We start from the raw sequence: 23,527 nt of genomic DNA on the forward strand, positions 1-23,527 counted from the left end.
GGGTGGTCAAGTCTTTATTAAGGTACGAAGTCTTTTGTTCAAAAGCGTGGCGCGGGCGCCGAAATAAAATGTGCCCAGACTTTGCTTCAGGTCCTTACGTGTAAGACGCAAAGGGCTCTGCATAAGTTTCTTCAAACTGGCATATCCCTTTTGTTTTCGATACACATAGTGCACATAGCGGTGCAACGCCTTGTAATACGCGTGGTTGAACGTGCTGTTAAACATCATGGCCAGATCGTCAGAATCGGACCAGTTTTGTTTTTCGCGCAGCTGATCTTTCACGTTTTCGTAAAATTTGGTGCCGGGCAACGGATATGACACGGAAATGCCCACTTCATCGGGCATCAATTCGAGCACCATTTGCAACGTGGCGTCGATGTCGTGTTCCGTTTCGCCGAGGTAGCCAAACTGAAGGAAAAACCCCACACCAATGCCTTTTGTTTTGAGCCGTTGCGTGGCTTCATAAATCTGGGCCACGGTGGTGCCTTTGTCCATCGCGTCCAATATTTTTTGCGAGCCCGACTCGGCCCCAACCCAAACCGACGTAGCACCCGATTCGGCCAGGGCATTCACCACTTCGTGGTCGAGCAAATCTACGCGCGACTGAATCTTGTAGGTGAAAACAAGTTTCTTCACCTTCACCTGGGTGTTAAATTCGGCAATCCAGCCCGGTTTAAGTCCAAAAATGTCGTCGCACATCCAGAAGCGGTCGGGCCGGTAGTGGGTCAGCAAAAACTCGATTTCCTGCACCACATGGGCGGGCGAGCGCGAGGTGTAGCGATTGCCATAGATGGGCTTGGCGCACCAGTTGCATTTGAAAGGGCAGCCCCGCGTGGTGGCCACATTCAGCGAAAAATAGCCGTGATGTTTCACCCAAATGGCGCGATAGGCTTCCATGTCCACCAGGTCCCACGCCGGCAGGGGAAGCGCATCGAGGTCGCGAAGCACGGGCCGTGGCGGCGTTACCACGGTTTGTTGGTTGGCCCGGAACGCGATGCCCTGCACCAACGCCGTGTTGCCGTTTGCTTCCAGGGTGGCGATAAGTTCTTTCAGGGTTTCTTCGCCTTCGCCCCGCACCACATAGTCCACCCCATGTTCAAAATATTTTTCATAATGATCGGTAGCGTCCGAGCTCGACACAATGACGGTGCAGCCCTGTGCTTTGCTGGCGGCAGCCATCACAAAGGCGGCATCGCGCATCACGGTGAGACACATTTTGGTGAGGTAGTTAAAGCCGTCGTCATAAATAACAACATAGCGCGGGGCGTGTGTTTTCAACGCCGGCACAATAACACGTGGATCGTCTTGCAGGTTGGTGTCGACGAGTGCCACCGCGTGGCCTTCACCACGCATGACGGCGGCGGCCAGCAAGGTGGCCAACGGTGGGTATGGCTGTTTGAATCGCCATTGTTTGGCGTCGAGCTTATAGAAATATGAATGCGTAAATAAAATCATGCGCGCTTCCTCCTGTTCTTTCATCACTGTGCCTTGTTGCAACGCAAGGGCGACAACCCAAAGTCTTTCAGTTTGTCGGCATAGCTTTCCATCACCTTACGCTGATAGTTGCGCGGATGATTTTTGGATGCATATGTTTTTGTTTTGAACGCCACGGCAAAGTCGGCGTCGGGATAATCTTTTTCATACAAGGTCTTCCACCGGTTCAGCGTGATCTTTTGAAAATGGCGCTCAAGCCGCGACACCACCGGGAGGTTCAAAAATGCCTCCATCCATTTTTTTAATCCATCCACGCGCACATCGGGCACATCGCGCACCGAACGTGGGGTGAAGTTGGGAAAGAATTGCAACAACCAGGGATTACTTTCCTGCAGCCGTCTGTATTCGTTCGCCCCTTGCAGCGGCAACGCTGTGGCCAGTTCGGTGGCAGTGAATAAATTTTGTTCTTCTATTTCCAGGTGACGTTCGTCTACAAAATAATTCACACAAAAATATTTATGCGAGTTGCCCAGGAAGATGCGTTTGTAGAGCACGAGCAAAGTCCGGGCTATCCACAGGCGGCCGGGTGCGGTGATAATAAAAAAGTCGAGATCGGCATATTCGTCCATATAGCCTTTCGACAACGAGCCTGAACCCAACACACCACGCACAAAGGGAAACCGGGCAATGCGTCGGGCTTGTTTTTGGGCCAGGCTCATGCAGCGTTCGGCTTCGGCATTGCCCTTCACACGACGGTGCACATAGGCCGGGTCGCTGCGCACGCCAAAAAATTCTTCGAAACGATAGATATAGTTGTGTTCGGTGAGGGTGAGCAGGCGCGAGTGCACAACGTTTTCCTGATTCACCGCAACACCCAGGAAGTGGCAGACTTCGTGCGCGTTGAGTGGATACTGAAAGATGTCGAAATACAAGAGTGTGCGAAGGATGTGTTCATCCACCGCAGATAACGCCAGGCGATCCGATACGGCTACGTTCATACGTATCTGTTATTTTAGGTGATGCTTACCATCATTTTATAGCGGACCGTGTGCGTATCAAACAGTCCCCGGGTTTTGGGAGGGCTAGCGGTTGAGAATGGTGTTTGCCGGAGAAAGAAGCGAAGCACGAAAAGGCCGATAAGAAATTTACAAAATTCTATCATGTGTTTCTCACACATTTGAAAACATTATTTGAATTTCCAGAAAAAGAGTAGAATTTTATCACCCGCGTTTGTAACATAAACCGAGACGCCCTTTTACGTATGAATACAACCCTTTCTTCTTTTGAAGCCTATGCGCAGCAGTACAAAAACAGTGTAGATAACCCGGAAGAATTCTGGAACACCGTGGCCAGTGATTTTGTGTGGCGTAAAAAATGGGACAAGGTTTTGGAGTGGGATTTCAATAAACCCGAAGTGAAGTGGTTTGTTGGTGGCAAGCTGAACATCACCGAAAATTGTATCGACCGTCATCTCGCGCAACGGGCCGACCAAACGGCCATCATCTGGGAACCTAACGACCCGAAGGACGAAGCCAAACACATCACCTACCGCGTGTTGCACGAGCAGGTTTGCAAAGTGGGCAACATGCTGAAGGCAAACGGCGTGAAGAAGGGCGATCGGGTTTGCATCTACATGCCCATGATTCCCGAACTTGCCTATGCCGTGTTGGCGTGTGCACGCATTGGCGCCGTGCACTCCGTGGTGTTTGCCGGATTCTCGTCGGGCTCGCTGGTAGATAGAATTCAGGATGCCGGTTGCTCGGTGGTGCTCACGTCTGACGGTTCGTATCGCGGCGACAAAAAAATAGACCTCAAGCACATTGTGGACGAGGCAGTTGAAAAATGCCCGACCATCAAAAAAACAATAGTATTTGAAAAGCTGAAGATCAGTGTCAACATGAAACCGGGTCGCGATCTTTGGTGGCACGACGAAATAGCCAAAGTATCGGCCGATTGCCCCGTCGAAGAAATGGATGCCGAAGACATGTTGTTTATATTATACACCTCCGGCTCCACGGGCAAACCCAAAGGCATGGTGCACACATGCGGTGGCTATATGGTGTACATCAACTACACATTCAAAACAGCCTTCCAATATAAAGACGGACAAGTGTACTGGTGCACAGCCGACCTTGGGTGGATCACCGGCCATTCCTATATACTCTACGGACCCTTGTCGGCGGGTGGCACCACCGTTATTTTTGAAGGCATTCCGTCGTGGCCCGACATGGGTCGGTTCTGGCAGGCCATCGAGCGGCACAAGGTGAACATCTTCTACACGGCACCGACCGCCATCCGCTCGCTCGAAAAAGCACCGCTCAGCTTTGTGGAAAAATATGATCTTTCGTCGCTCAAGGTATTGGGCACGGTGGGCGAGCCCATCAACGAAGAGGCCTGGCATTGGTACAATAAAAATATTGGCAAAGAAAACTGTCCCATCATCGACACGTGGTGGCAAACCGAAACGGGTGGTTTCATGATATCGCCCATTGCCAATGTCACGAAGTTGAAACCCGCGCACGCCACGTTGCCGTTGCCCGGGGTGCAGCCTGCGGTGATGGACGAGAATGGCAAAGAACTTTCGGAGAACGGCGTGGAAGGAAGACTCACCGTGAAATTTCCCTGGCCCTCCATGGCCCGTACCATCTATGGCGACCACCAGCGTTTCAGAGACACCTACTTCTCGACCTTTCCCGGAAAATATTTCACGGGCGACGGATGCAAACGCGACGAAGAAGGTTACTACCGCATCACGGGAAGGGTAGATGACATCATCATCGTGTCGGGCCACAACATGGGCACGGCCGAAGTGGAGAGCGCCATCGACGAACATCACGACGTGTGCGAAACGGCCGTGGTAGGCTATCCGCACGACATCAAAGGCCAAGGTATCTACGCCTTTGTGATCACCTATAACAAACCCGAAAACGAAGAGAAGCTCCGCGCCGAAATTCGCGACACGGTTTCGAAAATCATTGGCCCCATCGCCAAGCCCGACAAAATTCAGTTTGTGAGCGGCCTTCCCAAAACACGCTCCGGAAAAATCATGCGCCGCATTTTGCGCAAGGTGGCAGAAGGCGACACTACAAATCTTGGCGACATCACAACCTTGCTTGACCCTGCGGTAGTAGAAGAGATCAAGGCCGGCGCGCTTTAAGCGTCACACCTGCTTCACTTCATTGAGCAGCGGAGTCTTCTCCACAAAAGCTTTCAAATTGCCCAGGGTGACCTGGGCAATTTGCGTTAAGGCCTCTTGTGTAAAAAATCCCTGGTGAGCCGTGACCAGCACGTTGGGAAAACTCATGAGCCGCATCAACACATCGTCGGTGATGATGTGATCGGAGAGGTCGCGAAAAAACAACGACTCCTCTTGTTCATACACATCGATTGCCAGTGCACCAAGCTGCTCCGACTTCAGCGCGCGAATCACACTGCGCGTGTCGATGAGGCCACCCCGGCTTGTGTTGATGAGCATGGCGCCTTTTTTCATGCGGTCGAGCGTGTCGTGGTTGATGAGGTAGCGGGTGTGTTCGTTGAGGGGACAGTGAAGTGAGAGGATGTCGGCTTGCGGAAGAATGTCGTGTAACGGCGCATAGGTGACGCCGGCTTGCTTCATGGCTTCCTGCTCCACCACGTCGAAGGCCAGCACGCGGCAGCCAAAGCCCAGCATGATTTTGCAGAACACCTGGCCGATGTTTCCGGTGCCGATCACGGCCACCGTTTTTCCATAAAGATCGAAGCCCAGCAATCCTGCCAGCGAAAAATTCTGTTCGCGAATGCGGTTGTATGCTTTGTGAATTTTTCGGTTCAGGGTCATGAGCATGGCCACGGCATGTTCGGCCACGGCGTGAGGCGAATAGGCCGGTACCCGAACCACCGGCATGTGCAGCCTTGCCGCCGCCGCGAGATCGACCTGGTTGAACCCCGCGCAACGCAGGGCTACCAAACGAACATCTTGCGTGGCCAGCTTCTCCAGCACGGCAGCGTTCACTTTGTCGTTCACAAAAACACAAACGGCCTCGGCGCCCGTTGCAAGCGCCGCGGTCTTTTCGTTGAGAGGAACATCCAGAAACTCCAGTGTGAAGCCATAATCTTTGTTATGCAATTCGAAGAACGTCTTGTCGTAGGACTGTGTGCTGAAGAAAATAACTTTCATGAGCGGATGATGGTTAGAATTTTAGTATACCCCATACGTTGGCGGAGGGCAACGTCTTCAGGTTTTATCGGCAGTGATGGACCAGTGTTCTTGGCGGCCAGAACAAGTAGAACAGTCGTCAACACCTATCCTATGGGGAAAAGCATCCACAGCAGACGGAGGTAATCCTGCAGTTTTGTGACCGTCGCGGGGCTCAACCCTGTAGGGGTCGAAGAATTATCAGATAAGATAGGCGTTTTTGCAGTAATTTCAGGTGCACGGAAAAGGGTTTGAGGCGATTGAGAGAAATTCTGGACGATGTATGATTTTCCGTGATTCTAAATAAAAGCAATTTCAGTAAAAAGGCCCTACGGCTTACTTTTGAAATCCATAACATCACGTTCACTACCATGAAGATATCCGGGAGGTTTGGTCATCGCATTGCTTGGGCGACATCGGTCTGCCTCTTGCTGGGTGCGTGTCTGGATTCGGACGACTATAGCGTGGATGGCCTTGAAGCATCGCCCAACCTGCTGTTGCCGCTGGCTTCGGGTGTTCTGGGTGTGGAAGACTTTTTGCCCGATGCCGACACCGCCCTTGTGCACGTGGATGCCAATGGCCTGGTGTATCTGTCTTACGGCCAAACCCTGCATTCTCAGGACATCAGCGACCTGCTGGCGTTTCCGGATAAGAGCTTTTTGAAAACAGTGCCTTTGCCACCGGCGGTTGTTCCACCGTCGGCAACCGATCAACCTTACGCTACCCTTTCGACCACACTGGATTTCGGTCTCGATCCCGAGAAGTTGACTGAGATGATTTTGAAAGGCGGGAACCTGCGGATAAGTACCACACTGGTGCCTTTCGATCTCGCAGGCTTCAACTACGAAGTTCGTGTGGAGTTGCCGGACGTGACGCGCGGCAATGATCCGTTTGCCATCACGGCGTCGGGCAAACCGTTGAATGTCGGGTTGCAAAACTACCGCATGCTGTTCAACGACAACATCACCACCCTGAAACTCACCGTCATTCAAAAGGCACATTCCAACTCCGTTGTTGTGCCTGTCGGAGCGGAATTGAAAGTAGAGTTGGCCTTCACCGCCATGGACTATTCCATCGCGAGAGGTTTTATGGGCGACCAGGTGGCCAGCATTCCCGAGCAAAGCATCAACATCGAAGCGTTCGATCCGCTTCCCGGCGCAGACGCCTCGTTTGTGGAGCCGCGTCTTGCCTTCGAAGTGTTGAATCGCTATGGCATTCCCGTGAACGTAAACTTCCTGCAACTGGAAGCCCGCAAGAAAGGCCACGCGCCGCTGCTATTGCAACTCGACAAAACCAGTCCCATAGAAATAGGCTTTCCAACCCAACCCGGCGATTCGTCGACAACCGTCGTGAATGTGCTCAATGCAAAAGCCCTGTTAGACTTTGACCCCGATCAGTTTTATTATCGCATCAATGCCCGCATCAACGAGGGACTTACCACCGGCGACAATTTTTGTGAAGACGTGAGCGAGTTGAAGATACGTTTCAAAGCCGACCTCCCGTTGTATGGCCACGCTTCCAAAATTGTTTTGGGCGACACCGTAGACCTGGACCTGGAAGATGTGGAGCAATCGAACATCGAAGACTTTTTTATACGCGCCAAAATAAAAAACGATCTTCCGCTGGAAGGTACGCTACAGTTCTATCTGGTTGACCGGAACAACCACGTGATCGATTCCATATTCACCACGGCGCAATCGGCCCTGGTGAAGGGCAGCACGGTGAACGCCGCCGGCGAGTTGGTTTCGGCTGGCGTGTTTGATCAGGAGTTCCCCATCGAGAAGAGCAAAGTCGATAAACTATTTCAGGCCAGCCGGCTCATCATCCTGTCGCGCATGAACACCGTGAAGGCGCCCAATGGAACACAACCCGATGTGAAGTTCAAAGCGTCCTATAAAATGGATGTGAAGCTGGGAGTACGTGCCACCCTCAACGTGAAAGCCGACCTATGAAGCATCTCGTTTTTGTCGGCTTCATCATTCTCACCGGCGCATGCCTCTGCGAACAAGCTTTCGCGCAACACGAGGCCACGCTCTATTTCATGAACAGCATTCCGCAAGCCGGCTATCTCAACCCGGCCACGCAACCAAAGTATAGCTTTTCGATTGGCCTGCCCGGCTCGTCGGTGTTTGCCCAGTATAACAACAATGGTTTCACCTATAACGACTTTGCAGTGAAGCAAGGCGACAGTGTGATTGGCGACCTCAACAAGTTGCAGCGCGCTATGAAGAAAAAGAATTATGTGGGCACGTCGGCGCAAGCCGATCTTTTTCGGGTGAACCTGAAAGTGAACGCACGTCTTTTTGTGTCGTGGAACATCACGGCGAAATCGTATAACCGCGTCATGGTGCCAAAAGAATTGTCGGCGGTGTTCATCGATGGCACGTCGGTGTTGGAGAACAACCCCGTGAGTGGTTCGCCACAGGTGGAGTCGGTGTCGTATATCGAGTCGGCCTGGGGTGCATCCTACACCGTGAACCGGAAGCTGACCGTGGGCGCGCGCTTCAAATTGCTGAAGGGCATGGTGAACGCCACCACCATTCGCTCCAACATGGATCTGAGCATGGACGATAACTATCACATCACCGCCATAGCTGACGCCGAACTTCGCACCTCGGGTGTGCATCAACTCGACGAAGATGACAACTTTGAAATGAAAGACGATTGGGAGGTCTACAAAAGCAACACGGGCTTTGCCTTCGACCTCGGTGCCACCTATAAACTGATGGACGACAAACTCACTCTAGGCCTCAGCCTCATCGACATCGGAAGCATAACGTGGAAAAACGATACCTATAGCTACACCCTCGATCCGGCCACGGCCAACATCACCTTCAAAGGTGTGGATCTCGAAAAGGTATTGAATGGCCAGGAAGATTACCTGGAGTCTATCGGCGATTCGATTGAGGCAAACTTCAAATTTGTGAAAACGCCCATTCAAAAATATCGCTTGCCGCTTCCCGGAAAAATGTATCTCAGTGCCAGCTATGCCTGGCGCGAAACGGTGTCGTTCAACGCGCTGTTGTTTGCTGAAAAATTCCGCGGACGTTTTTCGCCGGGCTTCTCGGTGTCGATGCAAAAAGATTTTGGCCGCATCATCAGCACGTCGCTCAGCTACACACTCACCAACGCGTCTTTCAATAATATCGGCGCAGGCATCTCGCTGAACCTCGCGCCCATTCAACTTTATGTGGTGAGCGACAATATTTTGCGCGCACCCATTTCGTTGCTGACCGATGGAAATGTGAACTCGTATGTGAACAACGCCAAGTTTGTGAATGTGCGTGCCGGTCTAAACTTTGTTTTTGGCCGCATCAAGAAACAGGAACGATTGCCCTCACCTTCGCTTTAATGATTATGAAAAAGAATATATACACATCCCTCTTCCTTCTTTGGCTAACGCATGTGGCCGTAGCACAATCTGCATTCATACCGAAAAATCTCGGTGCGGGTATCAACACTACCTACGATGAAATCAACCCGGTGCTTTCGCCGGACGGAAAGACACTGTACTTTTCACGCCTGAATCACCCCTCGAATACCTATGGCCCGGCCGATAGCCAGGACATCTGGTTTTCGAAGTTGCAAGCCGATGGCACATGGTCGGCAGCCGAACGCGTTTCGGGCCTGAACATCGGTCGCTACAGCGCGGTCTACTCGGTGTCGGCCGATGGTAACACACTTTTGTTGAACGGCGTCTACAACAACAACGGATCGACCTGGAAAAAGCGCGGACTCTCCACCGCCTTCAAGATGGGCGACGCCTGGTCAACACCCGCGCGTTTGAAAGTGAAGGGTTTTTCGTCGGGCAACCGTGGCATGAAAAGCAGCGCATCGATGAGCGCCGATGGAAAAACGATCGTGTTCAGCTTCGCGAAAGGAAGCAACAGCAAACGCTCGGCGCTTTATCTGAGCGAGCTAAAAGAAAATGGCAAGTGGACAAAACCCAAGAAGATCGCGGCACTTGCATCGCCCGCCAGCGACGATGCACCGTTCCTGTTGGCCGACAACAAAACATTATACTTCTCCAGCAACCGCGGTGCAAAAGGTGACTACGATGTGTACACCACCACCCGCACCGGCGCCGACTGGAAATCGTGGTCAACACCAAAACCTTTGAACGACACGATCAACTCTGCGGGTTGGGAGTCGTATTTCAAGACCAGCAAGAATGGAAGCACCGGCTATTTTTCGACCGATCACAATTCGCTGGGCGGTGCCGACATTTTTAAAGTGAAAGTATACGAAGATCATCCGTTCGTGATTGCGCATGGCGAGGTTCAAAACTCGAAGAGCCTTCGCGCCCTCAAAGGAAAAGAAGTGAAAATCCTGGTAGACGGTAAACCCGCCGACAGCGTTTGGTTGAATGCTGATTCCGGGACCTATCGCCTGAAGCTTCCGCTGAAGAAAAAATACAACGTGTCGCTGGTAGTGCCCGACTATAAAGTGATCAATGACGTGATTGATGTTTCGACAGTACGCGAATTCACAAACCTTCCCAAACCACTAAAGGCCGAGCCTTTGCCTTACGTACTGGTGAAAGGAAAACTGTTTATCAAAAACACAAACAACACCATTCCCGCCGCTGCCAATGCAAAGATTGTAGCCGATGGCGAAGAGGTTGACTCGGCCTTTGTGAACAAAACCGAAGGCACCTATGAGGTGAAGCTGAACCATGGCACACTCTACTACATGCAGGTAAGCGCACGCCGCTTCGAGTCATTCCCCGAACCGCTCGACCTGAACACCGTGGACGAGTATCGCGAGATCACGCTCGACCTGTTGGCCGATGCCGAGAAGATGGCCATTGTGTCGGGTAAAGTAATTGACAAGAAAACAGGCAAGCCCCTCATTGGCAAAACAGGCCTCAAGATTATGGTGGAAGGCATTGACAACGCGGCAGCGGCCATCGATTCGTTGCAAGGCACTTACGATCTGCGTCTGCCTCTTAAACGCGCATACGTGCTGGGCGCTTCTGCTCCGGATTATTATCCCATCTCTGAAAACATCGACGTGTCTGCCGAGACGGGCGAAGTGACCCTTACACGCGACCTGGTGCTGGTGCCTATTGAAGTGGGCCAGTCCATTCGCCTCAACAACATTTTCTTCGACGCGGGCAAGTCTGTATTGAAACCCGAGTCGTTCCCCGAGCTTGATCGTGTGGCGTTGTTCCTCGAAGGCAACCCCGACATCAAAGTCGAAATCTCGGGCCACACCGACAACGTGGGCAAAGCCGCGACCAATCAGAAATTGTCGGCCGCCCGTGCGAAAGCCGTGACCGAATATGTGGTGAAGAAAGGCATCGCGAAAGAGCGTATCGTAGCCAAAGGCTATGGCATGGCAAAACCCGTGACCACCAACAAAACACCCGAAGGAAAAGCGCAGAACCGTCGCGTGGAGTTTACCATCCTGAAAAAATAATACTACAAAAATTTATTTAAAGGGCCTTATTTGCTTCCGGCAAGTAAGGCCTTTTCTTTTTTTGATGGATTCAAGTTGTTTGTGACATAACATGGTAGAAGGCCAGGGCAGCATGCTTCAATTTATTTTCATTTTCTTTTATGGAATCAACAGCCTGCAGGCATCCTAGCGTGGTACAAACACCTACCACGTATGAAACGTCTATCCATAATTATTCTCCTTGTGGCCTTTGTTCTGCCCATGCATGCGCAGGAAAATGAACAGAAAGTAACATCCAAAATCAGCCAGGTCACCGTGTTTCTGCAGGGGGCAGAGGTGTCGCGGCAAGCCACGGTGCCGTTAAAGCCCGGAGTGTCCATCCTAACCCTGACAGGGATAGCCCCCGATATTCAACAGCAAAGCATCCAGGTGCAAGGGCCGTTGACTGTAAAAATTCTGGCGGTCTCCTTTGGTGTGGACTATCTGGAAACACTTCAGAAGCCCGATCGAATAAAGACCCTTGAAGGAGAGAAGAAAAGACTGACAGGACTCATCGCGCAGGAGAAGTCGTTGGAAGAAGTGTATCGCGAAGAGGAGAATATGCTCAAGACCAACAAGTCGATTGGCGGGGCCGAGAAAGGAGTGGAGGTGCAGGAATTGAAAGCTGCCGTGGAATATTTCCGGCTTCGGTTGCTCGACATCCGCCAGCAGCTCATGCAAACAGCAACAGCGCTGCATACCTACCAGGACGACCTGGCCAAAGTGGAAGCACAACTCATAGAACTTCGCCATGTGAAGGCACAACCTACCGGCCAGATCGTGGTGAAGGTGTCGACAAAGACCGCTACGACTGCCGAGTTTCTCGTGAAGTATCTTGTGCGTGAAGCACGGTGGTTCCCCTCCTACGACATTCGTGCAAAGAACATCACGTCGCCCGTCAGCATCACCTACAAAGCAAACGTGAGCCAGCAGTCGGGCGAAGACTGGGAGAATGTGAACCTCACCATCTCATCGGCCGATCCATCCGAAAGTGGCACACGACCCATCATTAAACCCTGGATTGTTGGCTACAACAACGGTCTTGCACAACGCGACATGATACGGATACGCGGCACCGCCACCATTCCGGCCAACAACATTGCCTTTGGAAAAGTGACTGACGATGCGGGCGAGCCCCTGCCCGGTGTGAACGTCATGATAAAGGGCACCACCGTGGGCACCGTCACCGACATGAACGGAAACTATTCTCTTCCTCTCACAAGCGATGCCACCACCATGGTGCTTTCGTTTATCGGCTACAAGCCTATGGAAAGGCAACTGAATGGCGGAGGGCTGAACGACATCCAACTCAGGCCTGACATGACGCAGTTAAGCGAGGTTGTGGTTACCGGCTATGGCACATCCGATATGTCGGGGTTAGAGGGAATGGTGGCCGGTGTTGAAATAACAAAGTCGCGTGTTAAAAAAATGCCCATCACCGCCACCGAAGTGATCCGTCAAACCAATGTGGAGTTTGCCTTGACGGAACCCTTCTCTATAAAATCGGATGGCGAATCGCGTGCCACCGACATGGTGGAGTATGAACTGAAAGCGTTGTATGAATACTACTGTGCACCCAAACTCGACCCGGATGCTTTCTTAACGGCAAAAATTCTTGATTGGGATCAATACAATTTTCTCGACGGCGAAGCCAGTCTTTTCTTCGAAGGCAAATACATCGGCAAGAGCATTCTCGACACACGCAACACGTCCGACACACTCACGGTGTCGTTGGGACGCGACAACAATGTGTTGGTGAAACGGGAGAAGAAAAAAGAATATTCGTCGCGTCAATTCATCGGCGCTAACCAAAAGGTGGTGATGGCCTATGAACTTTCCATACGCAACAAGAAGGCGTTGCCCATCACCATTGTGTTGCAGGATCAGATTCCCGTATCGAACGAAAAGGAAATTTCTGTCGACATCCTTGAAGACTCGCACGCCGACCTTGACGCGCCGAGTGGTGTGATGACGTGGAAGAAAGAAATTGCGCCGGGCAAAAACGAAGTCATCACCCTGCGCTATTCGGTGCGTTACCCCAAGGGCAATCGCATGTTGCTGGAGTGATTAGTTGCCGTGTTGCCGCAGCACTTCATAGATGGCAACACCGGCAGCCACCGACACGTTAAGCGATCCGATTTTTCCTTTCAGAGGAATGCGGGCCAGCTCGTCGGCTTCCTTGAGAAACGCATCGCTGATGCCGTCTTCTTCCGATCCCATGATGAGGGCAATCGGGCCGGTGAGCGTGAGTGAATAGATGCTCTTCTCTGTTTTTTCGGTGCAGGCCACGATGCGGATGCCGTTTTCGTGAAGAAGTTGCAGGGTCTTCTTCATGTCTTTTTCGCGGCAGATCGGCAGGTGGTTCAACGCCCCTGCCGATGTTTTCATGGCGTCGCTGGTGATGGGCGCGTTGCCTTTTTCGGCGATGATGATGCCATCGAGGCCGGCACATTCGGCCGTGCGTACAATAGCCCCGAAGTTTCGCACGTCGGTGATGCGATCAAGAATGAGAAAGAACGGTTCGCGTCCTTCCTGGTAGGCTTTGTAAATCAAATTGTCGGCCGAAGAATAGGTGACGGCCGACAGGATGCAGATAACACCCTGGTGATTTTTGGTCGACACCCGTTTCAGTTTTTCGGCAGGCACAAAAACCACCGGCACGTTGTTGTTGCGGGCCACGGCAATAAGCTCTTTCACCAGGTCGTTGGTCAACCCGGATTGGATCATCACTTTGTCGATATCTTTCCCGGCGTGAATCGCTTCAATAACGGCCCGGGTGCCATAGATCATGTCTGTTTTTTCCATCGCGGAGTTTGCTCAGGGTTTAAGGGCCAGCTGGTCAATTTCCTTCGCCAGCTTGCGATCTCTTTCCGTCACGATGTTTCCGGCATCATGCGTCGAGAGTTCGAAGCTCACGGTGTTGTAGGTATTTGTCCAGGTGGGATGATGATTCATTTTTTCGGCCGTGATGGCCACTTTGGTCATGAAGCCAAAAGCTTCTGTGAAATCAGCGAAGGTGAATGTTTTCTTCAGCCGGTTCTTTTCTGTGATCCATTCCATAATGCCTGAGGGTTTTAGTTTGATCGTTACTACTCGTTACTACTTTTCTTGTTTGCTCCGGTGCTGTCCGGATGATCCGTTGCGTCACTAAAAATCAGATCACGGCGCGGGATCGTTTCGGGTCAGAGCGCCACAATGCCTTCGATCTGCGAGGCCTGAATGTACATGTCGATGACGGCGTCGCTGGAGTGCATCATCGCTTGAACAGTAACACTGGTGTAGTTTCCTTGTTTGGATTTTTTTTCAGTGGCCGTGTTGTTTGGGAATAATGTTTTCACTTGTTCTTCCTTTCCGGTGGGCACAATGAACTTGAAGACGTAGAGCGAAGGCCACGCATAGTGCTGGTCGAGCTTTTCGCGAAACGAATCAATCCAATTTTGATCCATGTTAAAACGGCAACGCCCCCCAAATGACTCGGGAGGCGTGGCATTAAGGTTTGTTATTCTCTAAAAGAACTTGTAGCGCTTGTCTACAATGTTCGAGCTTTCTTTGATGGCGTCGGCAATGCCTGCGCTGTTGCGGTTCAACACACCTTGTTCCAGTTGCGATTTGTACATGCTGAAGTCGGTGATCGCAGGAGCCGTAGTTTTGTTTTGGAGTTCGATGATCACTACGCCGTTTTCGCCAGCGAGAGGTTTCGAGCGTTTGCCATTCTCAAGACTAAAGGCCACACCCACGGCCTGAGGATCGAATCCTACAGTAGGCAGCGAGTTGCTGTTCAGTTTCAGGTCGCTGCTGGTGTATACATTGGCGTCGGTTCCGAAGGCGGTGGCCATTTCTTCCAGTGTGCCTTTGGCTGCATTCAGTTTGTCGACAATCACTTTTCCTTTCAGTTCGTTGCGAACGGCCGGTGTGATTTCGGCTTTCACAAACTCAAGAGGCTTGTAACCTTTCTTGATTTCGCCGGTCATCACAGCCACCACGTTTTGTTCCTGGAGGTCGAACACTTGCGAGATTTTGCCGATCTCACCTTCTCTGAAGAGCCACTGCACCACCTGGCGGGCTTCGCCCAGTGTGCCGATGCGGCGATCGCCGGCACCTACGTTTTTCGCATCCTGAACAATCAGGCCTTGTGCTTTGGCGCGTTGCTCGAAATCGGCAATGCCCGAAAGATCAGACGTGAAGGCTTCAGCTTTGCGGAATGCTTCGTTCAGTGTGGCATCGCTCGGCACAATTTCGCGTTCGATGATGGCCAGCTTATAGGCACGGTTTGTTTTTGTGTCGGTCACCGAAATGATGTGATAGCCGAATTGTGTTTCCACTATGTCGTTGAGCAGACCGGTTTTGGAAGCGGCAAACACGGCGTCCTGGAAAGGTTTCACCATTTGTCCGCTGCTGAACCAACCCAGGTCACCACCGGCGTTCTTTGTTCCATCGGTTCCAAACTCGGCAGCTTTCGCACCAAAGTTTGCACCGCCTTTGATGTCTTTCAGAATGCCTTGTGCTTTTGCTTTGGCTTCTTTCTTAGAAGCGTCGCTTTCGTCAGCCCACTTAATGAGGATGTGCTTGGCGCGGGCGCTATAGGTAGTGTCGTTAAATACTTTCGAAACTTTCACCACTTTATATACCTGACCGTCCAGGAAGGGGCCGATCACCTTGCCTTGCACCAGGCTGTCTACAGAAATGAAAGCAGGAAGGTTGCTGGCGTTGTAGGTCGCGAAAGCAGCTTTGCTATCGGATGCCTTGGCAGCATATACAGAGTCGTCAGACGATGTTCTGAATTCGTTCACGTCGCGGGCGAGGTCTTCTTTCACAGAAAGGCTGTCGCTGCCGGAAGCCACCACCGGGATCGACACGTATTTCATGTCGCGGCTTTCTTCCGTTTTGAATTTTTCAACATTCTTGTTGTAGTAAGCTTTTAGGGCATCGTCGGTCACGGTCACAGCCGAGTCGCTCACGGCGAAGAAGGGAACATACAGGTATTTCACTTCGGCCACATCGTTTTGCTGATGGTATTCGCGTTCGGCTTCGGCCGAAGTCACGTATGCGCTTTTGATGAGCAGGTTTTCATATTTGATACGCTCACGTCCGGGCTTCAGGTCGCGTTGAAACAATTCCCAGCGCACGCGCGGCTCAGAGCCTTCGGGCATCGATTTGAGTTGGTTCAGGTAGCTCACTACCTTGTTGGGATCGAACTGGCCGGTGGCAGGATCCGTGAAAGCCATCTTCACGTTTTGGTCCACGTTTTTGCCTTGCACCATATCCCATACTTCATCCTGTGTCACTTCCACGCCCACTTTGGCGTATTGTGCTTCAATGGCGTTGCGGGCAATCAGCAGGTCCCAGGCTTGCTGACGGATGCTGGGCATCTCGCGCTCGCCAGGTTCGCGGCCGAAGTTGAGGTAGTAGTTCGCCTCGCGTTCGCGGATCACAGACTGATAGTCTTCGTAGGTAATTTCTTTTCCGCCGATCTCGCCTACCGAGTTCCGGCCCCAGTTCATGATAGAGGATTTTCCGCTAAAAATGTCGTTCAGGATAAATGCAGCTATCGCAACAAAGACGAAAATGACCACCCAGGTGCCCATCTTGTTGCGCAACGTTCCAATCAATGCCATAATGTAAATTTTAAAGAGCCGCAAATTTAACCCGTAATCTTTAAGAGAAAAATTAAGGCCGAAAAAAGACAGACGTGAAGGGTTAAAAAGTTCCAGAATCGGCCTGAACAGCAATAATTTAAGTCATTGGCCGGGGTCTGCTCAGTCGTTTTCGTCGTCTTTTTCGAGGGCTACCTTCACCGTGCCGATGCGGTTGTTCAGGGTCGACTGAATGGTGAAGGTGTAGGGGGGGTGGGCTATGGTCTGGCCGCTTTGCGGGAAGTCTTCCGTGAGCGCCAGAATGAAGCCGCCCAGCGTTTCATATTCACCCACGGGCAGTTTCCAGCCGTAGGTTTCATTCAGGTAGTCGATCTCGAGGCGCGCGCTCACCAGAAAGGTGTGGTCGTCGAGCTGTTGTTCCACCAGCGTGTCTTCGTCGTGTTCGTCTTCGATGTCGCCAAAAATTTCTTCAATCACATCTTCCATGCTCACAATGCCCGACGTGCCGCCAAACTCGTCTACCACCACGGCCAGGCTTTTGCGCTCGTTGATGAAACGTATCATCAGCTCGTTGGCCAGCGAGGTCTCGGCCACAATGATGATGGGCGTGAGAATGTCGCGGATGTTTTTTGGCTTTTTGAAAAGCGACGACGAATGGCAATAGCCCACCACATCGTCGATGCGCTGGTTGTAGATGATCACTTTGGAATGGCCGCTTTCCACAAAGGCCTCGCGAAGGGTTTCGATGCTTTCGTTGATTTCGGTGGCGGTGATTTCCGTGCGCGGTATCATGCACTCGCGAATCTTCACGCTTTTAAATTCAAGCGCGTTGTAGAATATTTTGCGGTCCACACGAATGGCCTCCGCCTCGGGGTTCACGTGGTAGATGTTTTTCACGTATTGGTGCAGGTCGGTAGAGCCAAACACCGGGTTCAGGTCGTCGAACGGAAGGCGTAGCACACGCGTGGTGACCCAGCGCGACAAGGCCACCAGCGGGAACGTTAGCCAGCTCAGCAACAAAAAGCATATGCCGAACAACGGCGCGAGTGCATACAGAATGCGCTCGGGACTGAGTCTGAAAATGCGATGCGAAAGAATATCGGCCGTGAAAGCCAGCAAGGCTGTGGTGATGATGGTTTGCAGCACCACCTGCAGGGCCATGTATTGGGGGCCAAACTGTGCACCAAAAAATGGCGCCATCCACAAGGCCAGGCAAAAACTGAAAGACGCCAGCGCCAGCGTGTTGCCCACCCGTGTGGTGCCTACGAACCACATGGGGCGCTGTGTGAAAAACGACACGATTTTGTGCGCGATGTCCGGATATTTGCCCCCGGCCGACGGCGCGGCATGCACATGGCGATAGGCCGTTTCCATGCCGGTGAAAAAGAATGAGAATGATAGTGCTACGATGCTGCCCGGAAGCAAAAGCGAATTCATGACGTTTTCCTCTTCTTCAATTTATATACAAAATATAAAATGAGGGAAAGCATGACCGCCCAATAGCCACTGGCCAGGCCCAACGTCATGATTTGATGAATGCCGATGATGAGAAACCCTACGGCCAGCGAAAGAACAATTGCGTCGAACAATTTCATGTCGGCGTAAAAATAGCGATTATTTACGTGTATGCTGAGGGATGCCCGGATTGGGCTGGACACTAAACGCTGTTCGCGCTCACTCTTTCACTTCAATTTCGCCCGTAGGCTTGCGGATCACATAGTCGGAAAGGTCCTGTTTGGCGTCGAGCCCTTCCCCGTAAAGCACGTCGCCTTGCTGGCGGATGGTGACAAATTTCTCGGTAAAGATTTTTTTATCGGCCGGTTTCCAGAAAAGCTCCTCGGTGTTGAGCTGCTCGGTTTTCTGCAGGTTTTTCACTTCCACGTTGCCACGTCCGCGCCATTGGTTTTCCTGTTTGAAAAAATAGGCGTGGTTGGCTTTCAGCGTCGACTCCAGGCTGCCGTCCTCTTTATAGAACTCCATATAAATGCCCTTGGGAAATTCGCGGTCGCCGTTCTGAAACTCATAGAGCATGTCGGCCAGCATTTTGATTTTAACCTTGTCGTTCTCGGTGTAGAACAACTCCACCTTTTCGGCTTCGCTGATTGGCCCCTTGTATTCTACCGGCGGCTTCACTTCCGTTCGGTTGCAACCGCAGATAAAAAAGGCAAACGCTATGAAGCACAGGTATCGCATTCGTTCACTAAAAAGTTAAGGGCCGCAGCAGAGTGCCTTATCAATCGAACTTCCTCTTGATGAACCACTGGTCGTTGAAGGTGATGCCGAAGTATATCTTGAAGTAGTTTTCCTCCAAAACATTGTCGGCCTTGTTCCCCCGCTTACCGATCTTGCCACCGAGGTCAATGCTCGATCGTCCGGCCGGCAACGAGAAGCCAAAATTGATGCCAATGTCTTTCACCTGGCTATTCACGGCCACATACGGATATTGTTCATAACTCACCCCCGCGCGGAAGGTGATGCGCTTCAGATAGCTTTCCAATGCCATGGGGTCAGGTGTGAATTCGCCACCCAACGATGCACGCCAGGAGTTCTTCAACCCTTCGTCGTCGGGGTTCACACTGCGGAATGACGACCAGTTCTGAAAGGCGAACTCGGTGCCCACATACCAATGCAGGTCGCGGCCATACGAAACCCCGATCGTGTAAGACGGCGGTGTGCGAACTTTGCCACTCGCGTCGGTGATGGGATAACGTTCAATGGTATCGTTGGCCAGGGTTGTTCTATATATGGAGGTTTGAATTTTGGCTCCCAGGTTTGCCGGAAGATCCACCACAGCGCCCGCACTGAAACGATGATCGTGTTTGGGACCCAGCGAGTCCTGGGAAAAAGAATAGCCCAGTGAAAAGTTGAACCCGTTCACATTGGTTTTTTCTTCCAAGTTCACCACATACGATCCCTGGTTGGGATCAAGGTTGGAGCTCACATTCGAGATGGGACCAAACAAATAGGTTGCCTTGAGGCCCAACGCCATTTGTTTGTTGATGCGCACGCCGTTCGACCAGTAGAGTTGGGTGAGACCACCGGTGCCGGTTTCGTATGCCTGATATTTGCCTACCACGCCGCCGTTCTGATCGTGAATGTCGGCCAGGTACTGGAAATTATAATTCACATTGGTGTAGGGCATCAGCCCGGCAGAGGTTGTCCACTTGTTGATTTTCACAGGGAAAGCCATCACGAGATAGTTCAGGTTTCCGCCTGTGCTTTTCTCGCTGGAGGTGTCGCCCTTGATGGTGCGCGACTCGCCGATAATGCCCACTTGAAACACCGTGAAGGTGTTATAGACCAGCAGTGCCGGGTTTTGATTATTAAGATTCCAGAACTGTGGCTGGCTCACGCCAATACCGCCGGCACCCTGATTTTGGATGAGCTGGTTGCCATAGGGATCGCCGATTCCATAGGTTGTGAACGGCGAAGGAGCCGCCTGACCCCACGCTTTTGCTGCGGAAAGCACAACAGCAAACACCAAAAAACACTTTTTAACCACTGACATTATAAATCAAAATGCTGTTTAATCCGCTGAGTACCAATTCAGGGACCGCAAATATGGACCCTTTCAACTGGTTTTCAAAAAATAGGCTGTCGCCCCCACACAAAATCACCCTCAAACCTTCAAATTTGGCCCTGTACTGGCCAATAATTCCTTCGAGTTCCGCCACCACACCATTCACCACCCCGCTTTGAATGCACGTCTCCGTGCTGTCGCCCACCAGCGGCGGATCGGCCACCGGCTGGATTAACGGCAATTTCGCCGTGAACGTATGAACCGCCTGAAAGCGCATCTTCAACCCCGGCGATATGCCACCCCCACGATACACTCCCTCGCGGTCGAGGAAGTCGTAGGTGATGCACGTGCCGGCGTCGATCACCAGACTGGGTGTGTTCGGATGCATTTGCCATGCTCCACAAACGCCTGCAATGCGGTCAACCCCAAGCGTGGCCGGTGTGGCGTAGCCGTTGCGTATGGGCAAGGGCAACGCCGGACTTAAAATAAATTTCTGTCCAATGTGCTGTGCCCATGCAGCCACGGCCGCGGCGTCGCGGTTCACCGAACTGATGATGAAGTGCGCTGCCGAATAGTTTTGAAGAAACAATTTCAATTCTTCGTCGTGGGCAAACACCTTTCGCTCCACCAGCGCATGACCATTAAAAATACCTACCTTGGCCGCGGAGTTTCCGTAGTCGACCACGACATTGACATTCCGCTGTTCATTGCTCATCGCCCTTTGTTCTTATTGCTTATTGACCAAAAGTATGGATTCACCAAACAACTTTAAAGTACTTGGCCTCATGTCGGGCACTTCCCTGGATGGACTTGACATCGCCTGCTGCCACTTTTCGAAAAGTGAGAAGGGCTGGTCATATTCCATCAAAAAAGCGACCACCGTAAAGTATTCGTCGGCCTGGATCCAGAAATTATCGACCGCCCAAACCCTGTCGGGCGAAGATCTGCTGGCACTCGACGCGGCCTATGGACAGTTTCTGGGCAAAGCTTGCGCTGATTTTATAAAGAAAAACCGGCTGCGCGTTGACTTTATCGCGTCGCACGGGCACACCATTTTTCATCAACCGGGCAAGGGCTTCACCTTCCAGCTGGGCAACGGCAACGCCCTGCATGCGGCGTGTGGCGTTCCCGTTATCTGCGACTTCCGCAGCCTCGATGTGATGTTGGGGGGCGAAGGGGCTCCACTGGTGCCCGCCGGCGACAAATTTCTTTTTCAGGCCTACGACGTTTGCCTCAACCTGGGCGGCATCGCCAACCTGTCGATGGAATTGAAAAACGAGCGCATCGCCTTTGATGTATGCTTTACCAATATGGGATTGAACTACCTGGCGTCAAAAGCCGGCCAGTCGTTCGATAAGGAAGGTGCCATGGCATCCGACGGCAAAGTAAACACCACCCTGCTGAAGGCGTTGGCAAAAGTATATGCCCCACTCAAAACAAAACGTCCGTCGTTGGGACGCGAGCGGTTCGAGCAGCGCATACTGCCCATCCTGGATCAAAAAGGTATTCCGCTAAAAGACAAACTGCACACGTTCAGTTTGTCGGCCGCCATGGAAATAGCCGAAGCACTCCGCATGGCACCCAACACACCCCGCGTGCTATGCACCGGTGGCGGCGCATTCAACGCATTCTTCATCTCCCAACTTCTCGACGCCTGCGCCGACCAGGCCATGCTCGTTCTTCCAGACGACGACATCATCAAGTTTAAGGAAGCCCTTGTGTTCGCGTTTCTCGGCGTGCTGCGCGCAACCAACGAGGTCAACTGCCTGAAAAGTGTTACGCACGCAACGCGCGATTCTTCTTCGGGAGTGAAAATCGGATTCTGATCAGTCTATAATAATAGATGCACATAAAAAAAGACCCCGATAATGTCGGGGTCTTTTTTATTCTAAAACCTGCGTGTGATTATTTCAGTCCGAAGAGACCTTCGTTCAAATCGTTCAGCGCTTTGTTTTTGTATTGTTTGTCCATGAGCACCGTCACGTTGTTGGTGCTTCCACCACACGACACCATGCGCACGGGCACATCGGCGAGGGCTTCGAATATTTTATTGAGCACACCCTTTTGTTCGGTGATCTTCTGGCCCACAATGCAGATGATGGTTTGATCCTTGTCTACTTCAATGGTGCCGAATTTTCTCAGCTCATTTTCAATCGAGGCGAGCTGTGTGTTGTTGTCGATGGTGAGCGACACAGCCACTTCCGACGTGGTGATCATGTCGATGGAAGTCTTGTGGTTTTCGAATACTTCGAATACACGACGGAGAAAGCCATAGGCCATGAGCATGCGCGACGAGCGGATGTTGATGACGGTGATGCCATCTTTGGCGGCCACGGCTTTGAACGAACCTTCGGTGCCTTTGCTGGTGATGATGGTGCCTGCCGCTTTTTCGTCCATCGTATTTTTCAGACGCACGGGCACGTTGTATTTCTGTGCGGGAACGATGGTGGAAGGGTGGAGAATTTTTGCGCCAAAGTAGGCCAGCTCCGAGGCTTCATCGAACGTGAGTTCCGAGATAGGCACAGTCTTTTTCACGATGCGCGGATCGTTGTTGTGCATCCCGTCGATGTCGGTCCAGATTTGGATTTCTTCGGCGCGAATGGCGGCGCCCACCAGCGAGGCGGTGTAGTCGCTTCCGCCACGCTTCAGGTTGTCGATCTCGTTCCGGTTGTTGCGGCAAATGTAGCCTTGCGTGATGATGATGTCGATGTTGTTGAGCGAGTTCACCAGCGGCTTGAGGCGTTCGGAAATTTTTTCCAGCTCGGGCTCGTCGTTCTCGTCAATGGACATAAAATAGAGCGCGGGTAGCAGCCGGGCGCTGATCTTGCGCTCCTGCAAATGCTGATAGAAAAGCTCGGTCGATATGAGTTCGCCCTGGGCCAACAGTTCGCGGTAGCTCTTGTTGTCGAACTGGCCGGCGGCCAGCAGGCGGATAAAGATAAAGAAGCGGCTCACCAGCTCCTGGCCAATGGCCTGGAAGGAATCGCTTGCGTAGAGTTCCTTTGTGAAAGCCTGGTAGTGTTTTTCAAGGTTGGCAATTTCTTCTTCTGCCTTCGCCTTCTGGCCCAGCAACAGATGATCTCCAATAGCCACCAGCGTGTTGGTAGTGCCCGACAACGCCGACAGAACCACAATCTTTTTTCCGGGAGTGCCTAACACGAGTTCGGCAATCTTCTTCATACGTTCCGGTTTGCCGACTGATGTTCCTCCAAATTTTAGTACGACCATAGCTTCTTATATTTTTTTAAAACGGGCAAATATAAGTATCGCAAAAAATAAATAAACATTTCTGCGTAAGCTTTTATGAATTGTTCTGTCAGATCAGTCAAATGCAAACTAAAGTGTGTTAGCAAGGATGAAAGCAGG

General features: G+C 51.8%; 19 protein-coding genes. 6 read left to right on the plus strand and 13 right to left on the minus strand.

Annotated elements, in window-relative coordinates:
* Nucleotides 1-6: 6 nt before the first annotated feature.
* Nucleotides 7-1,479 carry a B12-binding domain-containing radical SAM protein gene (locus JI741_RS13645; protein WP_202010333.1) on the minus strand — a complete coding sequence of 491 codons (1,473 nt, stop codon included), beginning with the start codon at nt 1,477-1,479 and terminating at the stop codon, nt 7-9.
* Nucleotides 1,479-2,432: a hypothetical protein gene (locus JI741_RS13650; protein ID WP_202010335.1), complete on the minus strand. Its 954-nt coding sequence runs from the start codon at nt 2,430-2,432 to the stop codon at nt 1,479-1,481. The genes JI741_RS13645 and JI741_RS13650 overlap by 1 nt, the downstream gene beginning before the upstream one ends.
* A 263-nt stretch (nt 2,433-2,695) precedes the next feature.
* Here JI741_RS13650 and acs point away from each other — a divergent pair, with 263 nt between their 5' ends.
* Complete coding sequence (acs, locus tag JI741_RS13655) at nt 2,696-4,591, plus strand: acetate--CoA ligase (protein WP_202010337.1); 1,896 nt, start codon at nt 2,696-2,698, stop codon at nt 4,589-4,591.
* Between the two features lie 3 nt (nt 4,592-4,594).
* Here acs and JI741_RS13660 read toward each other — a convergent pair whose 3' ends face one another.
* On the minus strand, nt 4,595-5,590 hold the full coding sequence (locus tag JI741_RS13660; protein WP_202010339.1) for a 2-hydroxyacid dehydrogenase: 996 nt from the start codon (nt 5,588-5,590) through the stop codon (nt 4,595-4,597).
* 389 nt (nt 5,591-5,979) lie between these two features.
* Here JI741_RS13660 and JI741_RS13665 point away from each other — a divergent pair, with 389 nt between their 5' ends.
* The 4 genes from JI741_RS13665 to JI741_RS13680 all read left to right on the plus strand — a co-directional run bounded on the left by JI741_RS13665 (nt 5,980) and on the right by JI741_RS13680 (nt 13,114).
* Entirely contained in the window at nt 5,980-7,560 is a 1,581-nt protein-coding gene (locus tag JI741_RS13665) for a hypothetical protein (protein ID WP_202010341.1), read from the plus strand.
* Entirely contained in the window at nt 7,557-8,960 is a 1,404-nt protein-coding gene (locus tag JI741_RS13670; RefSeq protein WP_202010343.1) for a DUF5723 family protein, read from the plus strand. The genes JI741_RS13665 and JI741_RS13670 overlap by 4 nt, the downstream gene beginning before the upstream one ends.
* 5 nt (nt 8,961-8,965) lie before the next feature.
* On the plus strand, nt 8,966-11,029 hold the full coding sequence (locus JI741_RS13675; protein WP_202010345.1) for an OmpA family protein: 2,064 nt from the start codon (nt 8,966-8,968) through the stop codon (nt 11,027-11,029).
* 192 nt (nt 11,030-11,221) lie between these two features.
* Nucleotides 11,222-13,114: a DUF4139 domain-containing protein gene (locus JI741_RS13680; protein ID WP_202010347.1), complete on the plus strand. Its 1,893-nt coding sequence runs from the start codon at nt 11,222-11,224 to the stop codon at nt 13,112-13,114.
* Here JI741_RS13680 and rlmB read toward each other — a convergent pair whose 3' ends face one another.
* The 9 genes from rlmB to JI741_RS13725 all read right to left on the minus strand — a co-directional run bounded on the left by rlmB (nt 13,115) and on the right by JI741_RS13725 (nt 20,876).
* Nucleotides 13,115-13,852 (minus strand): 23S rRNA (guanosine(2251)-2'-O)-methyltransferase RlmB, encoded by a 738-nt coding sequence (gene rlmB / locus JI741_RS13685; RefSeq protein WP_202010349.1) that lies wholly within the window; start codon nt 13,850-13,852, stop codon nt 13,115-13,117. It abuts the gene before it with no gap.
* A 12-nt stretch (nt 13,853-13,864) separates the two neighbouring features.
* Nucleotides 13,865-14,107, minus strand: coding sequence for a 4a-hydroxytetrahydrobiopterin dehydratase (locus JI741_RS13690; RefSeq protein WP_202010351.1), 243 nt, complete (start codon nt 14,105-14,107; stop codon nt 13,865-13,867).
* A 122-nt stretch (nt 14,108-14,229) separates the two neighbouring features.
* Entirely contained in the window at nt 14,230-14,493 is a 264-nt protein-coding gene (locus JI741_RS13695; RefSeq protein WP_202010353.1) for a DUF493 family protein, read from the minus strand.
* A 60-nt stretch (nt 14,494-14,553) separates the two neighbouring features.
* Complete coding sequence (locus JI741_RS13700) at nt 14,554-16,662, minus strand: peptidylprolyl isomerase (RefSeq protein ID WP_202010355.1); 2,109 nt, start codon at nt 16,660-16,662, stop codon at nt 14,554-14,556.
* Between the two features lie 141 nt (nt 16,663-16,803).
* On the minus strand, nt 16,804-18,078 hold the full coding sequence (locus JI741_RS13705) for a hemolysin family protein (protein WP_202010357.1): 1,275 nt from the start codon (nt 18,076-18,078) through the stop codon (nt 16,804-16,806).
* Complete coding sequence (locus tag JI741_RS13710) at nt 18,075-18,236, minus strand: hypothetical protein (protein ID WP_202010359.1); 162 nt, start codon at nt 18,234-18,236, stop codon at nt 18,075-18,077. The genes JI741_RS13705 and JI741_RS13710 overlap by 4 nt, the downstream gene beginning before the upstream one ends.
* Nucleotides 18,237-18,315: 79 nt before the next feature.
* Nucleotides 18,316-18,834 carry an LPS export ABC transporter periplasmic protein LptC gene (gene lptC, locus JI741_RS13715; protein WP_202010361.1) on the minus strand — a complete coding sequence of 173 codons (519 nt, stop codon included), beginning with the start codon at nt 18,832-18,834 and terminating at the stop codon, nt 18,316-18,318.
* Nucleotides 18,835-18,874: 40 nt separating this feature from the next.
* On the minus strand, nt 18,875-20,149 hold the full coding sequence (gene bamG, locus JI741_RS13720) for a BamG family beta-barrel-assembly machinery protein (RefSeq protein ID WP_202010363.1): 1,275 nt from the start codon (nt 20,147-20,149) through the stop codon (nt 18,875-18,877).
* Nucleotides 20,136-20,876: a type III pantothenate kinase gene (locus tag JI741_RS13725; RefSeq protein WP_202010365.1), complete on the minus strand. Its 741-nt coding sequence runs from the start codon at nt 20,874-20,876 to the stop codon at nt 20,136-20,138. The genes bamG and JI741_RS13725 overlap by 14 nt, the downstream gene beginning before the upstream one ends.
* A 34-nt stretch (nt 20,877-20,910) precedes the next feature.
* Between JI741_RS13725 and JI741_RS13730 the strand changes: the two genes are divergently transcribed.
* Nucleotides 20,911-21,987: an anhydro-N-acetylmuramic acid kinase gene (locus tag JI741_RS13730; RefSeq protein WP_202010367.1), complete on the plus strand. Its 1,077-nt coding sequence runs from the start codon at nt 20,911-20,913 to the stop codon at nt 21,985-21,987.
* Nucleotides 21,988-22,066: 79 nt separating this feature from the next.
* On the opposite strand, the gene JI741_RS13735 is transcribed toward JI741_RS13730, so the two are convergent.
* Nucleotides 22,067-23,389, minus strand: a complete 1,323-nt coding sequence (locus tag JI741_RS13735; RefSeq protein WP_202010369.1) for an aspartate kinase — start codon at nt 23,387-23,389, stop codon at nt 22,067-22,069.
* Between the last annotated feature and the right edge of the window lie 138 nt (nt 23,390-23,527).

It is taken from the genome of Chryseolinea lacunae, from assembly GCF_016735595.1.
In the GTDB taxonomy this organism is placed as follows: domain Bacteria; phylum Bacteroidota; class Bacteroidia; order Cytophagales; family Cyclobacteriaceae; genus Chryseolinea; species Chryseolinea lacunae.